This is a genomic window from Shewanella sp. Iso12 (assembly GCF_012030025.1).
GTDB classification, from domain to species: Bacteria; Pseudomonadota; Gammaproteobacteria; order Enterobacterales; family Shewanellaceae; genus Shewanella; species Shewanella algae.
Map to the genome: position 1 here is coordinate 328654 of NZ_JAAUHW010000004.1, position 14542 is coordinate 343195.

Here is a 14542-nt window from a genome sequence, read left to right on the forward strand (position 1 = left end):
GAGCGTCCATCTGGACGCTCTTTTTTTCAAGGAGAACAATGAAGTGAGCACGATTTATAATTTCTGTGCCGGACCAGCCATGTTGCCGGCCGCGGTAATGCAAAAAGCCCAGCAGGAATTACTGGACTGGCAGGGACACGGTGTCTCCGTTATGGAGATCAGTCACCGCAGTCAGGCCTTTATCGATCTCACCAAGGCTGCCGAATCCAGATTGCGCTCACTGATGAATATTCCCGAAGATTACCATGTACTGTTTATGCATGGCGGTGGTCGCGGTCAGTTCTCGGCTGTCGTGAATAATTTTTTGGGCAATAACGGCAGAGCCCTGTATTTGGAGAGTGGTCAGTGGTCAAAGTCGGCCACGGCAGAGGCCAGAAAGCTGGCCGGAGATGACAGGATTGATAGCCAGAGCATTGTTGAAAAGGTAAATGGATTCAACAAAGTAACCTTGCCTAAGCTGGAAGGTGATAGTGGTAAGTATCGCTATGTGCACTATTGCCCCAACGAGACGGTAGATGGTATCGAAATTTTTGAAGAGTTGAAGTCTCCCTGGCCAATAGTCGCGGATATGTCATCCACTATCATGTCCCGTGAAATCGATGTCAGTCGCTACGGACTCATTTATGCCGGGGCACAGAAAAATATTGGTCCTTCAGGTTTGGCCATAGTGATAGTGCGTAAAGAGATGCTGGCTTTGCCGGCCATGCCACAGTCGTCCATCATGGATTATCGCTTGGCGGCCGAAAACGATTCTATGTTTAACACTCCTCCTACTTTTGCCTGGTATCTGGCGGCCGAAGTGTTTGAGTGGCTGCACCGGGTGGGCGGTATCGAGGCGATGGCAGAGCTTAACAAGGCCAAGGCCGAACTGCTTTACGCCTGTATCGATGAACTGGACTTTTACCGCAATGGGGTGGCGGCGCAAAACCGCTCGCGGATGAATGTAACTTTCCAATTGGCCGATGAGTCGCTCAATGGTGAGTTCCTGAAAGAGGCGGAGGCCGCAGGTTTGGTGGCTCTTAAAGGGCACAGAATTGTCGGCGGGATGCGCGCCAGTATCTATAACGCCATGCCTTTGGCCGGCGTTGAGGCCCTGGTTGCCTTTATGCAGGCGTTTGCGGCCAAGCACAGCAGCTGAACCCCGGCGAAAATCGCTTTATTGCAACAAGTTCCATAAAAAAGCGAATGCCTCGGCATTCGCTTTTTTCATCTAACTCTCCAATTTTAACCTTGCAACACCTTGGCGATAGACTTGGCAAGGTAATCGACATTGCTATCGCTTATCCCGGCGATACTGATCCGGCTTGAATCCACCATATAGATTCCGAACTCCTGCTTAAGTTGTTCAACCTGCTCTGGCGACACCCCAAGGAAGGAGAACATCCCTTTTTGGCGGGCGATAAAGCTGAAGTCCTGCTCGACGCCTATCGCCTTTAAACGCTCAACCAGGATGGCACGGTTACCGTTTATCCTGTCACGCATCACCTTGAGTTCATCCAGCCACTGCTGTTTGAGTTGATTGTCGCCGAGAATGGTTTCCACCAACGCCGCGCCATGGGCCGGCGGCATGGAGTAGAGGCAACGCACCACGTAAAGCAGTACCGACAAGGCTACATCGGCGGCAGCACTGCTGTTGGCTATGATGCTGCAGGCGCCGATACGTTCGCGATAAAGGCCAAAATTCTTTGAGCAGGAGGAGCAGAGCAACATGTCTTCCACGGCGGCCGCCATCTTGCGAACGCCGTAGGCATCTTCCTCGACACCGTCACCAAAGCCCTGGTAAGCCATATCAATTAGCGGGGTAAAACCGCGTTTGACGGCGACTTGTACCACTTGGTCCCATTGTTCGGTGCTGAGGTCCTGGCCCGATGGGTTGTGACAACAGGCATGCAGCAGCACAACATCGTTTTCCCCAAGGGTGTTTAGTTTGGCGAGCATTTCATCAAACTTCAGCGCCTTGGTGGCGTAGTCATAGTAAGGGTAACGCTCAACCTTGAGACCGGCCGCTTCAAAAAGTCCGGTGTGATTGGCCCAGGTCGGATCGCTGACCCAAATGGTTGCGCCTGGGCGACAACGTTTAATAAAGTCGGCTGCGACCCGCAGCGCGCCTGTACCGCCGGGAGTGGATACGCTGCGAATGCGTCCGGCGCTCAGGGTAGGGTGCTGCTCACCGAATGCCAGCTCGGCAATGAGCCGATTGAAATCACTGCTACCGGCAGGGCCGATATACACCTTGGTGGTTTCCGTGGCGGTGCGGCGCTGCTCGGCAGTTTTAACGCAGTCGAGGATGGGGGTATTTCCCAAGATGTCTTTATAGACACCAACGCCCAAATCAATTTTTTCACCGCGAGGGTCGTCGCGATATTGGCTGAGCAGCCCAAGAATGGGATCGGCTGGCATCGCCTTGAGTGTGCTGAACATAGGGTTCCCTGGATTGAATACTTGTTGAAGAGGATTAGCATAACGGCATTTAGGCTATTTGTTAACGGCTGGCGAGGCTGCAGCAAGCGATAGTCAGAGTGGTGCAACTGGCAAGCTGGGCTTCCAGGGTGTAAAGCTCAGTTGCAGGAAAGGAGAGTCGCATCTGTGAGTCACGTCTTCGAAAGTCAATCGGACAGCAAAGAGCTTATTTAGCGCTGCTTGAATAATTTTCCGCTGAAATCGGCTTTTTTCAGCAAAAAACGGTTGAATCCCTGTGGCGCTCAGGTAACTTTAATGCCACGAACACTTAATTCAGGCCTATCAGCACTCGCTGTATCTAATCTTTTGTCTTGATTTACCGGTTTTATCCCATAATCGGTGACAAGGTCTTTTAACCCGCTTTGGCGGTACGTGGCGTGACGCTGCAACTCCGTCAAACACAGATGCAAGAATCCAAAAAAGATGAAGCAATTGCGACTGGATCCCATAAGTAGAATGCATGGGGAGGTCAACATCCCCGGCTCCAAGAGTATCTCCAACCGGGCGCTGCTATTGGCAACCCTGGCCAAGGGCACCACAGAACTGACCAATCTGCTCGACTCAGATGATATTCGCCACATGTTGGCAGCGCTTAAACAGCTCGGCGTGCAATTTGAGCTTTCCGAAGACAAGAGCCGCTGCAGCGTGCAGGGCCTTGGCGGCGCTATCAACAGCAACAAGCTGCAAGAGCTGTTTCTCGGTAATGCCGGCACCGCGATGCGGCCATTGTGCGCCGCGCTGACCCTGGGGAACGGTGAGTTTGTTCTCACGGGTGAACCCAGAATGGAGGAGCGGCCGATAGGAGATTTGGTCGACAGCCTCAAGGCGTTGGGCGCGGATATTCAATATCTGAAGGATCCCGGCTTCCCGCCATTAAAAATCAAGGCAACGGGCCTCAGTGGCGGGGATGTGGAAATTGCCGGTAATCTCTCCAGCCAGTTTCTTACCGCGCTCCTGATGGTTGCGCCGCTGGCCGGTGCCGCTGTCAATATCAAGGTCAAGGGTGAACTGGTTTCCAAGCCCTATATTGATATTACTTTGGCTTTGATGGCGCAATTTGGTGTCAAGGTTATCAACCACGACTATCAGCGTTTTGAGATCCCATCCGGTCAAAGCTATCTGTCACCGGGCAAGGTAATGGTGGAAGGCGATGCTTCATCGGCGTCTTATTTCCTGGCCGCAGGCGCCATCGCCGGCGGCGAAGTGAAAGTCACCGGAGTTGGCCGTCTCAGCATTCAGGGGGATGTCAAGTTTGCCGATGCGCTGGCGGCCATGGGCGCCGAGATTGAATGGGGAGATGACTTTATTATTGCCAGGGGTAGCCAGCTCAAGGGCATAGATATGGACATGAACCATATACCCGACGCGGCAATGACCATAGCCACAGCTGCGGTATTTGCCAAAGGGCCGACCCGCCTCAGTAATATCTACAACTGGCGTATCAAGGAGACAGATCGTCTCAGCGCCATGGCGACAGAACTGCGTAAAATTGGTGCCGAGGTGGAGGAGGGTGAGGATTATATTCTGGTTAATCCACCGCTTGCGCCCAAGCATGCCGCCATCGATACCTATAACGACCACCGCATGGCCATGTGTTTTTCGCTACTGGCATTTGCCGATTGCGGCGTCACCATCAATGACCCGGATTGCACCTCAAAAACCTTCCCGGATTACTTCCAACGCTTTGCGGCCTTGGCCGGTAAAGCGGCTGAATTTCGGGCTGTTGACAGCAGCGGCCCGAAATTGACCTTGAATTCAGCATACGGAAAGCATGCAGTTGATATATAATATTGGCCGCTCATTTTCGGTGAACTCATACTGTGTCCTCATGGAAGATGACAATTACTGCGGAGGAATTTATGTCTGAACGGGCGCCTGTTGTCACAATTGACGGCCCAAGCGGTGCGGGAAAAGGCACTATAAGTCAGTTGCTTGCCAACAAACTTGGATGGAAACTGCTCGATAGCGGTGCCATATATCGAGTGCTGGCACTGGCCGCTATTCACCACGATGTGGAACTGGATAACGAAGAGGCCATCACCCTGTTGGCCGCGCACCTGGATGTACAGTTTCTGGCGGGAGCCGGAAATGAAGCCATAAAAGTGGTGCTGGAAGGCGAAGATGTCAGCCATGCCATTCGTACTCAGGAATGTTCTGACGCAGCCTCGAGAGTGGCGGCGTTTCCCCGGGTGAGAGAAGCCTTGCTCAGAAGGCAGCGTGCTTTCAGAGTTGCCCCTGGCCTTATAGCCGATGGCCGGGATATGGGAACCGTTGTTTTCCCGCATGCACCGGCAAAATTGTTTTTGACAGCCTCGGCTGAAGAAAGGGCCCAGCGGCGCTATAATCAGTTGCAGGACAAGGGCTTCGATGTTAATATCGAGCGTCTTTTAACCGAGATCCAGGAAAGAGATCACCGGGATATGAATCGCGCAGTTGCGCCTTTGGTGCCCGCAGAAGATGCCCTGGTGATAGACACTACAGGACTCGGGATTGAAACTGTGCTGGAGCTGGCGCTCAAGCACATAGTTGACAAGTTATCTGACGTCAGTCTTTGAGACTGGCGAGGTAGGCATTCGCCACAGGGAAGAGGCGAGTTATTTTACTGACTCCACGTTCAGGATAGATACGTGGTTTATTACTTAAAGTTAATTAACATGACTGAATCTTTTGCTGATCTGTTTGAACAATCCCTTCAACAACTGGAATTCCGCCCAGGTTCTATCGTTCGTGGTACTGTAGTTGCCATCGAAAACGGTATGGTACTGGTTGACGCCGGTCTGAAATCTGAGAGCCCAATCCCAGCTGAGCAATTCAAAAACGCTCAAGGTGAACTGGAAATCGCCGTTGGCGACCAAGTTGACGTTGCGCTGGATAGCGTTGAAGACGGTTTCGGTGAGACTCAACTGTCTCGCGAGAAGGCCAAGCGCCACGAAGCCTGGATCGTTCTGGAAAAAGCTTACGAAGATGCTGAAACTGTAATCGGTGTCATCAATGGCAAGGTTAAAGGCGGTTTCACCGTTGAGCTGAACGGTATCCGTGCGTTCCTGCCTGGTTCTCTGGTTGACGTTCGCCCAGTACGCGATACTGCTCACCTGGAAAACAAAGAACTGGAATTCAAAGTTATCAAGCTGGACCAGAAGCGCAACAACGTTGTTGTTTCTCGTCGTGCTGTTATCGAATCTGAAAGCAGCGCTGAGCGTGATGCTCTGCTGGAAAACCTGCAAGAAGGTCAAGCAGTTAAAGGTATCGTTAAGAACCTGACCGACTACGGTGCATTCGTAGATCTGGGCGGTGTTGACGGCCTGCTGCACATCACCGACATGGCTTGGAAGCGTGTTAAGCACCCATCCGAGATCGTGAATGTTGGTGACGAAATCAACGTCAAAGTACTGAAGTACGATCGCGAGCGCACTCGTGTATCTCTGGGTCTGAAGCAACTGGGTGAAGACCCATGGCTGGAAATCAGCAAGCGCTACCCAGAAAACACTCGTCTGACTGGTCGCGTAACCAACCTGACTGACTACGGCTGCTTCGTTGAAATCGAAGAAGGCGTTGAAGGTCTGGTACACGTTTCTGAAATGGATTGGACCAACAAGAACATCCACCCATCCAAGGTTGTTAACCTGGGTGACGAAGTTGAAGTTCTGGTTCTGGACATCGATGAAGAGCGTCGTCGTATTTCTCTGGGTCTCAAGCAGTGCAAGACCAACCCATGGGAAGACTTCGCTAACCGTTATGCCAAGGGCGACAAAGTTACCGGTAAGATCAAGTCTATCACTGACTTCGGTATCTTCATCGGTCTGGACGGCGGTATCGACGGTCTGGTTCACCTGTCTGACATCTCTTGGAACGGTAGCGGCGAAGACGCTGTTGGCGAGTACAAGAAAGGCGACGAAATCACTGCAGTGGTTCTGTCTGTTGATCCAGAGCGTGAGCGTATCAGCCTGGGTGTTAAGCAGACTGAAGACGATCCATTCAACGCTTACCTGGCCGACAAGAAGAAAGGTACTATCGTAGTTGGTACTGTTACTGCTGTTGACGCCAAAGGTGTTACTGTTGAGCTGGCTGACACTGTTGAAGGTTACATCCGTGTATCTGACATTAGCCGTGACCGTGTTGAAGATGCATCAAGCGTCTACAATGTAGGTGACAGCGTTGAAGCCAAGTTCATGGGCGTAGATCGCAAGAACCGTGCAATCAGCCTGTCTGTACGTGCTAAAGACGAAGCTGAAGAAAAAGAAGTGATGGCTAACCTGAACAAGCAGGACGACGCTATCATGACTAATGCAATGGCTGAAGCGTTTAAGGCAGCTCGTAAGTAAGTGCCTGTAGTACAGGGGGCTAGCCCCCTGTTAGGTGACTGTGTTTGGCTTGATAATAGGGGTAGCTAGGATGACTAAATCCGAACTGATCGAAAAACTCGCCACTGGGCAGTCGCAACTGTCGGCGAAAGAAGTAGAAGGCGCCATCAAAGAGATGTTGGAGCAAATGGCGAAGACATTGGAAAGCGGTGATCGCATAGAGATCCGTGGCTTTGGCAGCTTTTCACTTCACTATCGTGCACCTCGCACTGGTCGTAATCCCAAGACGGGAACATCAGTCGAGTTGGATGGCAAGTACGTCCCGCACTTTAAGCCAGGCAAAGAACTGCGCGAACGCGTTGACGCTTATAACCGTTAATCGCTGTTGTATTAAAAGCCTCCGAAAGGGGGCTTTTTTATGTCTGGATCTTGGCTAAAGCTGGTCAGCTCAGTCAAATTACTGGATAATCAGAACATTGAAACGCGTTTATGGAGTGCAACGTGAAGTCATTTGTCGCAACCGTACTGGTGGCAATGCTGTTTGTAGTGGCACTGGTATTTGGCTCCCGCAATGAGCAGCTGGTCACCATCAGTTATTTTGTGGCACAGGGAGAGTTCCGCTTGCCTGTAGTGTTGGCCGTGGTATTTCTGGCGGGGTTTATCCTAAGTTGGATCATCGCCTTCTACTACATCATGAAGCTGAAGCTGTCATTGCGTAATGCCCGCAAAAAGATCCAGACCTTAACTCAGCAGCAGGGGCAAGACGCCTAGTATGCTCGAACTTCTCTTTCTGTTGCTGCCTATTGCTGCGGCTTACGGTTGGTACATGGGCCGCCGCAGTTTGAGGCAGAAACAGAATTCAGCGCAAAAGAAACTGAGCCGTGACTACTTCACCGGGCTCAATTTTCTGCTCTCCAATGAGTCGGACAAGGCGGTCGATCTCTTTATCAGCATGTTGGATGTCGATGATGAAACCATAGACACTCATCTGTCGCTGGGTTCCTTGTTTCGCAAGCGTGGTGAGGTAGACAGATCCATTCGTATTCACCAAAACCTGATAGCAAGGCCCAATCTCGCCACAGAGCAAAGAGACATGGCGATGATGGAACTGGGCAAGGACTATATGGCCGCCGGGTTCTACGATAGAGCCGAGGAGATATTCCTTAATCTCGTCAGTCAGGACGATCACAGCGAAGAAGCTGAAACCCAACTGATCTCCATTTACCAAATCACCAAAGAGTGGCAGAAAGCGATTGATATCACCAAGCGCTTGCCACGTAAACGACAGCAGGGTCTGAAACCCGTTATCGCTCATTTCTATTGTCAACTGGCCGAGGAAGCCGGCGATGAAGCGGGAAAACTCAAGGGCTTTCAAGCGGCACTCAAGCAAGATTCTCAATGTGGCCGCGCCTTGTTGTCATTGGCCAAGACCTACCTGGATGCCGGGCAATTGCCTCAGGCCAAGCAGATGCTCAACCAACTGATTGACGCTGATGCCGAGCTTTTTGCCGATGCACTCGCTTGTGCCCGCCAGCTCTATCAAGAGCTCAAAGATATCGATGGTTATCGCGAGCTATTGGCTCACGCGATAGATAAGGGCGCCGGTGCCTCGGTTGTGGTGGCATTGGCGCAACGCATGATTGAAGACGGCAACATCAAAGGCGCCGAAGACATGGTGATGGAAGCTCTCTATCGCCACCCCACCATGCGGGGGTTCCAGCACCTGATGCAGATGCATATCAAGCAGGCAGAGCAGGGGCAGGCGCGAGATAGCCTGGCGATGCTGGAAAAACTGGTAGAACAACAAATAAGATTCCGTCCAAGTTACCGCTGTCGGGAGTGTGGTTTCCCGGCACACACCCTATATTGGCACTGCCCATCCTGCAAGAGCTGGGGCAGTATTAAGCGGGTGCGTGGCTTGGACGGTGAATAACCCTCAGATAACGGAGTAAAAATGACAGAGACACCTATTGTGGTCGCCTTGGACTTTGATAACAAATTCAAAGCATTGCAACTTATTGATAAGTTGGATCCGTCTATGTGCCGCCTTAAGGTAGGCAAAGAGATGTTTACCCTGTTCGGGCCTCAACTGGTGAAAGAGATCCATGACCGTGGGTTTGATCTGTTTCTTGACCTGAAGTTTCACGACATTCCCAACACAGTGGCCAAGGCGGTCACTGCTGCCGCCGAAATGGGCGTCTGGATGGTGAATGTCCACGCCAGTGGCGGCCTCGCCATGATGGAAGCCGCCCGCCGAGCATTGCTGCCTTACGGGGATAACGCCCCCTTGCTGATTGCCGTTACTGTGCTGACTTCAATGAGCGACGATGAGCTCAAGCTTATTGGTGTTGCAGGCAGTGCTGAAGATCAGGTTCGCAGGCTGGCGCGCCTGACGCAAAAAGCCGGCCTCGATGGCGTGGTCTGCTCGGCCCGTGAGTCCAGTATGCTCAAGGCTGAACTTGGCGCCGATTTCAAACTGGTGACCCCGGGCATTCGTCCGGCGGGCAGTGATGCCGGCGATCAAAAACGCATCATGACCCCGGCTGAAGCGATGGCGGCGGGCTCAGATTATCTGGTCATAGGCCGACCCATTACTCAAGCGGCCGATCCTTTGGCGACACTGCAGGCGATACATCAATCGCTGGCATAAACTTGTGACATACCGGCGACTCGCAGTATGGACCGGAATAACGAATGATCAGTGGATAGGAGAGAAGCTCAATGTTCGATTATCAGGGTAAGTATGTAGTGGTCGTCGGGGGTACCAGCGGCATTAACCTCTGTATCGCCAAGGCGTTCGCAGTTGCTGGTGCCCATGTGGCGGTTGCCAGCCGTAACCCGGAAAAAGCGGCAGCCGCAGTGGCGTTATTGAATGAAGCCAATCCACAAGGTCAACATCTGGGCCTGAGCTTCGATGTCAGGGATTTGCCGGCACTCGAGCAAGGCTTTGCCGTCTTGGCCCAGAGTTTCCCGCATATCGATGTGCTTGTCAGTGGCGCCGCCGGCAATTTCCCCGCCAGCGCCGCCAAGCTCAGTGCCAACGGTTTTAAATCTGTCATGGATATCGATTTGCTGGGCAGTTTTCAGGTGTTGAAGCAAGCCTATCCCATGCTTAAGCGCCCTGGCGCCAGCATTATTCAAATTTCGGCGCCGCAGGCGTATATTGCCATGCCGATGCAGATCCACGTTTGCGCCGCCAAGGCGGGCGTCGATATGTTGACCCGCACCCTGGCTTTGGAATGGGGGCCAGAGGGTATTCGGATAAACTCCCTGGTACCCGGGCCGATTGCCGGTACCGAAGGGTTCAATCGCCTGGCGCCGTCGGCGCAGTTGCAGCAACAGGTGGCCGAGAGTGTGCCGTTAAAACGCAACGGTGAGGGGGAAGACTTGGCCAATGCTGCACTCTTTATGGCATCGCCAATGGCTTCGTATATTACCGGAACCATATTACCGGTTGACGGCGGTTGGTCGCTTGGCGGTGCCAGTGCGGCCATGAGTCAGCTCGGGGCACTGGCAGCAAAGCAAGAATCAAGTAAGTAGCAAGAGAGAGATTATAAAATGGCAAACGCATTACAGGAACAGTTGCTCAAGGCGGGTCTCGCCAGCAAGCAAAAAGTTCGCGATGTCAAAACCCAAAAGAAACGTAACCGCAAGTCCAATATTGATGACGGCTCTGCTGAGCTGAAGGCGCAGATCGCTAAGCAGAAAAAGCAGCAGGCAGAAAAGGACAAGGCACTCAATGAACAACGCTTTGCCGAGGCCACAGAGAAAGGTCTGGTCCGTGGCCTGGTCACCGAAGTTAAGCAAAATGCGGTGGCGCTGCCGAAAGATGGCGAGATCAAGTTCAACTATACCCTGGAGAACAAGATATACCCCTTGTATATCAATGAAAAACTTCAGAGTCAGTTACTCGGTGGCCGCTTGGGGATAGTGCGAATTGAGCAAAGCAGCTATCTGGTGCCTCATAAACTCGCCGAGCGGGTTAATCTGTTGGTGCCGGCTTGGTGTGGCTATTTGTGGCAGGCCGAGAACAACGCCGCGCAAGTAACGGAAGAAGACGACCCTTACGCAGATTATGTCATTCCGGACGATCTTATGTGGTAAGGCGCTTATACCTACCGATTCGGTATAACGCTTGAAAGCCAAAGGCCTCCATAGGGAGGCCTTTGTTGTTTGTGCAGGTTTACCCGTCAGTCACGATACGTTTCACCATAGAAGCTCGCCAGCAGCAAAGCTTTCAGTTCACCTATCAAGGGATACCTGGGATTGGCGCCTGTACACTGATCATCAAAAGCATCTTCAGCCAGTTCATCGAGCTTATCCAGGAAATCGGCTTCTTTGACACCGGCTTCCTGAATCGAGGCCGGGATCCCCAAAGCCAGCTTCAACTGCTCGATTTTGGCTATCAAACGCTCGACTTTTTCGGCGTCACTCAGCCCAGCGTCTGTCAGCTTGAGGTGATCGGCAATGGCGGCATAGCGGCAGAGCGCCTTGGGTCTGTCATACTGGCTGAAGGCGGCTTGCTTGGTAGGCAGGTCGGTGGCGTTGAAACGGATGACATTGCTTATGAGCAGAGCATTGGCCAAACCGTGGGGCAGATGGAATTCGGCACCCAATTTATGGGCCATAGAGTGACATATTCCCAAGAAAGCGTTGGCAAAGGCGATACCGGCAATAGTGGCGCCGTTGTGCACTTTTTCGCGGGCAATCGGCGCTGCAGCGCCTTCTTCATAGGCTTTGGGCAAGTGCTCAACCAGAAGACTCAAGGCCTGCAATGCCTGGCCGTCACTGTACTCGTTGGCCATCACGCTGACATAGGCCTCCAAGGCATGGGTAATGGCATCGATACCACCAAAGGCTGTCAGGGATTTGGGCATATCCATCACCAGGTTGGGATCCACAATCGCCATATTGGGGGTCAGCTCATAATCGGCGATGGGATATTTGGCACCTGTCTTCTCATCGGTCACCACGGCAAATGGCGTGACTTCAGAGCCGGTTCCTGAAGTGGTGGGGATAGCCACCATCTTGGCCTTGCGTCCAAGTTTGGGGAACTTGTAGATACGCTTGCGAATATCCATGAAGCGCAGCGCCAGATCGGCAAAGTCCACCTGAGGATGTTCATACATCACCCAGATGATCTTGGCGGCGTCCATGGGTGAGCCGCCACCAAGGGCTATGATCACATCCGGTTGGAAGCTCTCGGCCACCTTGGTTCCGGCGCGAACCACAGCCAGGGTAGGATCGGCCTCCACTTCATAAAACACCTCGGTATCCAGCCCCAAGCCTTTGAGGATTTTGATGGTTTCATCGCAGTAGCCGTTATTGAACAGAAACTTGTCTGTCACTATCAAGGCGCGGCGTTTGTCGGCCAACTCTTCCAGTGCTATGGGTAGGCTGCCGCGGCGGAAATAGATGGAAGATGGAAGCTTGTGCCACAACATATTCTCGGCCCTCTTGGCGACGGTTTTCTTGTTGATAAGGTGACTCGGACCCACATTCTCCGAAATGGAGTTGCCGCCCCAGGAGCCACAGCCCAGGGTGAGGGAGGGCGCCAGTTTGAAGTTATAGAGATCGCCGATCCCGCCTTGAGATGCCGGGGTGTTGATCAGAATTCGAGCGGTTTTCATTCGCTCACCGAAACGCTTGACCCGCTGCACCTGGGTATCCTGGTCGGTATAGAGCCCAGAGGTATGGCCGATACCACCGAGTTTCACCAAGGCATCGGCCTTATCCAGCGCCTCGTCAAAGTCTTTGGCGCGGTACATACCAAGCAGCGGCGAAAGCTTTTCATGGGCGAAGGCTTCGGCTTCAGTTATTTCATCCACCTCACCGATCAGTACCTTGGTCCAGTTCGGTACACTGAAGCCGGCCATTTCGGCAATGCGCGCGGCACTCTGGCCAACAATGGCGGCGTTGAGGGCGCCGTCTTTGAGAATAACCTGTTTCACCGCAAGGCATTCTTCGTCACTGAGCAGATAGCCGCCGTGATGGGCGAAGCGCTCCCGCACCGCCTGATAGATGCTGTCGAGCACTACTACCGCTTGTTCGGAGGCGCACACCACACCGTTATCGAAGGTTTTTGACATCAGGATGGAGGCCACAGCCCGTTTGATATCCGCGGTTTCATCGATAACCACAGGTGTGTTACCTGCGCCGACACCGATAGCCGGTTTCCCGGAAGAGTAGGCGGCCTTCACCATACCCGGGCCGCCGGTGGCCAGTATGAGATTTATCTTTTCGTGGGTCATTAGATGATTGGATAGTGCGACACTGGGTTCATCTATCCAACCTATAATGTCCTCGGGAGCCCCGGCCTTGATGGCGGCATCCAGTACTATTCGGGCGGCCGCGACTGTTGATGCCTTGGCCCTGGGATGTGGGGAGAACACTATGGCATTACGGGTTTTCAGGCTGATAAGCGCCTTGAAGATAGCAGTGGAGGTAGGGTTGGTTGTCGGTACTATGCCGCAGATGATCCCCACGGGCTCGGCGATAGTGATGGTGCCGAAGGTATCGTCTTCTTCCAGAATGCCGCAGGTCTTTTCATCTTTGTACTTGTTGTAGATATACTCGGAAGCAAAGTGGTTTTTAATCACTTTGTCCTCCAGCACTCCCATGGAGGTTTCGGCGGCGGCCTGTTTCGCCAGCACAATTCTGGCATCGGCGGCAGCCAGCGCTGCAGCGCGAAATATTTTGTCGACTTGCTGCTGACTGAAGCCGGCGAATTTCGTCTGAGCCTGGCTGACTCTTTCCAGTAGCAGATCCAGTTCCTCGGTATTGGTGACTTTCATAATCAGTTTCCCGTAAAAAAATTTAACAAAGACTCATCTTGGTTAAACTCTCTCACATGAAATAAAATTACAATCAAACGGCGTTGTTATCTGTGATCTTGGCCACAGGCATGGCGTTTTATGTAATTCAACAACGTTGGATCTCATCCAGGAGCGAAAAATAACTTTGCATTAGTGTCGACTATACTGCAGCTTTGGCTGCACTGATATTACGAAAATTTATTCGAAGTTGTGACCGAGAATAGAAAATCTCATTTCTGGGGTTTGTTAACTTAGGGTAGAGTATGCACCGTCTCAAGCTACTGTTTCCCGGTGAGTTCCCTACACTGGAAGGATACGAAATTGGATTTGACCCTGTACGTTAAATTTTTCCTCGGACTGGTGGCTATCATCAACCCGATGGGCCTGTTGCCGGTATTTGTCAGCCTCACCAGTCACCAGACTGAGGCTGAGCGTAATCATACTGCCAAAATATCCAACTTTGCCGTGGTGGTGATCCTCCTGGTTACCACAGTGGCGGGTCAGTATATATTGAATATGTTCAGTATTTCGCTGTCGGCATTCCGAATTGCCGGCGGTACACTGATTGCCATCATCGCCATGTCCATGTTGCAGGGAAAGCTGGGCGAGGTGAAACGCAATCAGGAAGAGGACAGGGAAGCCTCGGCGATGGAATCGGTTGCCGTGGTGCCGCTGGCTTTGCCGCTAATGGCCGGCCCGGGGGCTATCAGCTCAGTCATCGTCTTTGCCGCGGAGCATAAAGGCCTGGCCAATCTGCTGGCCATGTCGGTGACTGTGGCCCTGTTTGGTCTGCTCAGCTTTGCATTGTTCAGAATGGCTTCGGTTATCAATAAGCTCCTCGGCAAGACAGGGATTAACGTGATCACCCGTCTGATGGGACTCTTGATGCTATCCATCGGCATAGAGGTGATAGCTGCCGGCTTCAAGGGATTGTTTCCCAACTTACTGGGATAAAATAAAGCGCCT

At 52.5% G+C, this 14542-nt stretch carries 12 protein-coding genes and 1 pseudogene; 11 read left to right on the forward strand and 2 right to left on the reverse strand.

Annotation, left to right across the window (positions count from 1 at the left end; all coding sequences use genetic code 11):
* The first annotated feature begins 43 nt into the window (after positions 1-43).
* Positions 44-1138: a 3-phosphoserine/phosphohydroxythreonine transaminase gene (serC, locus tag HCX89_RS10310; protein WP_096141784.1), complete on the forward strand. Its 1095-nt coding sequence runs from the start codon at positions 44-46 to the stop codon at positions 1136-1138.
* Between the two features lie 86 nt (positions 1139-1224).
* On the opposite strand, the gene HCX89_RS10315 is transcribed toward serC, so the two are convergent.
* On the reverse strand, positions 1225-2421 hold the full coding sequence (locus HCX89_RS10315; protein ID WP_044734505.1) for an amino acid aminotransferase: 1197 nt from the start codon (positions 2419-2421) through the stop codon (positions 1225-1227).
* Positions 2422-2883: 462 nt separating this feature from the next.
* Between HCX89_RS10315 and aroA the strand changes: the two are divergent.
* From aroA to HCX89_RS10360, 9 genes and pseudogenes are all read left to right on the forward strand, one after another.
* Positions 2884-4158 (forward strand): annotated as a pseudogene (aroA, locus tag HCX89_RS10320) (3-phosphoshikimate 1-carboxyvinyltransferase); the annotation flags it as partial.
* Positions 4159-4319: 161 nt separating this feature from the next.
* The gene (cmk, locus tag HCX89_RS10325) at positions 4320-5015 is read left to right on the forward strand and encodes a (d)CMP kinase (protein ID WP_025010415.1); all 696 of its coding nucleotides are present in this window, start codon (positions 4320-4322) and stop codon (positions 5013-5015) included.
* A gap of 99 nt (positions 5016-5114) precedes the next feature.
* Positions 5115-6782 carry a 30S ribosomal protein S1 gene (rpsA, locus tag HCX89_RS10330; protein ID WP_025010414.1) on the forward strand — a complete coding sequence of 556 codons (1668 nt, stop codon included), beginning with the start codon at positions 5115-5117 and terminating at the stop codon, positions 6780-6782.
* A gap of 70 nt (positions 6783-6852) precedes the next feature.
* Positions 6853-7140, forward strand: coding sequence for an integration host factor subunit beta (ihfB, locus tag HCX89_RS10335; RefSeq protein ID WP_025010413.1), 288 nt, complete (start codon positions 6853-6855; stop codon positions 7138-7140).
* A 122-nt stretch (positions 7141-7262) separates the two neighbouring features.
* Positions 7263-7532 (forward strand): LapA family protein, encoded by a 270-nt coding sequence (locus tag HCX89_RS10340; protein WP_025010412.1) that lies wholly within the window; start codon positions 7263-7265, stop codon positions 7530-7532.
* Position 7533: 1 nt separating this feature from the next.
* The gene (gene lapB / locus HCX89_RS10345; RefSeq protein ID WP_044734503.1) at positions 7534-8694 is read left to right on the forward strand and encodes a lipopolysaccharide assembly protein LapB; all 1161 of its coding nucleotides are present in this window, start codon (positions 7534-7536) and stop codon (positions 8692-8694) included.
* 21 nt (positions 8695-8715) lie between these two features.
* Positions 8716-9411 carry an orotidine-5'-phosphate decarboxylase gene (gene pyrF / locus HCX89_RS10350; RefSeq protein WP_096141780.1) on the forward strand — a complete coding sequence of 232 codons (696 nt, stop codon included), beginning with the start codon at positions 8716-8718 and terminating at the stop codon, positions 9409-9411.
* A 71-nt stretch (positions 9412-9482) separates the two neighbouring features.
* Complete coding sequence (locus HCX89_RS10355) at positions 9483-10301, forward strand: SDR family oxidoreductase (RefSeq protein WP_167715988.1); 819 nt, start codon at positions 9483-9485, stop codon at positions 10299-10301.
* Positions 10302-10319: 18 nt separating this feature from the next.
* Positions 10320-10865 (forward strand): DUF2058 domain-containing protein, encoded by a 546-nt coding sequence (locus tag HCX89_RS10360; RefSeq protein ID WP_101058767.1) that lies wholly within the window; start codon positions 10320-10322, stop codon positions 10863-10865.
* A gap of 86 nt (positions 10866-10951) precedes the next feature.
* Here the strand turns inward: HCX89_RS10360 and adhE are convergent, their stop codons facing one another.
* Positions 10952-13555 carry a bifunctional acetaldehyde-CoA/alcohol dehydrogenase gene (gene adhE, locus HCX89_RS10365; RefSeq protein WP_101058768.1) on the reverse strand — a complete coding sequence of 868 codons (2604 nt, stop codon included), beginning with the start codon at positions 13553-13555 and terminating at the stop codon, positions 10952-10954.
* 342 nt (positions 13556-13897) lie between these two features.
* On the opposite strand from adhE, the gene HCX89_RS10370 reads away from it, so the two are divergent.
* On the forward strand, positions 13898-14530 hold the full coding sequence (locus HCX89_RS10370) for a YchE family NAAT transporter (protein WP_167715990.1): 633 nt from the start codon (positions 13898-13900) through the stop codon (positions 14528-14530).
* Positions 14531-14542: the final 12 nt, after the last annotated feature.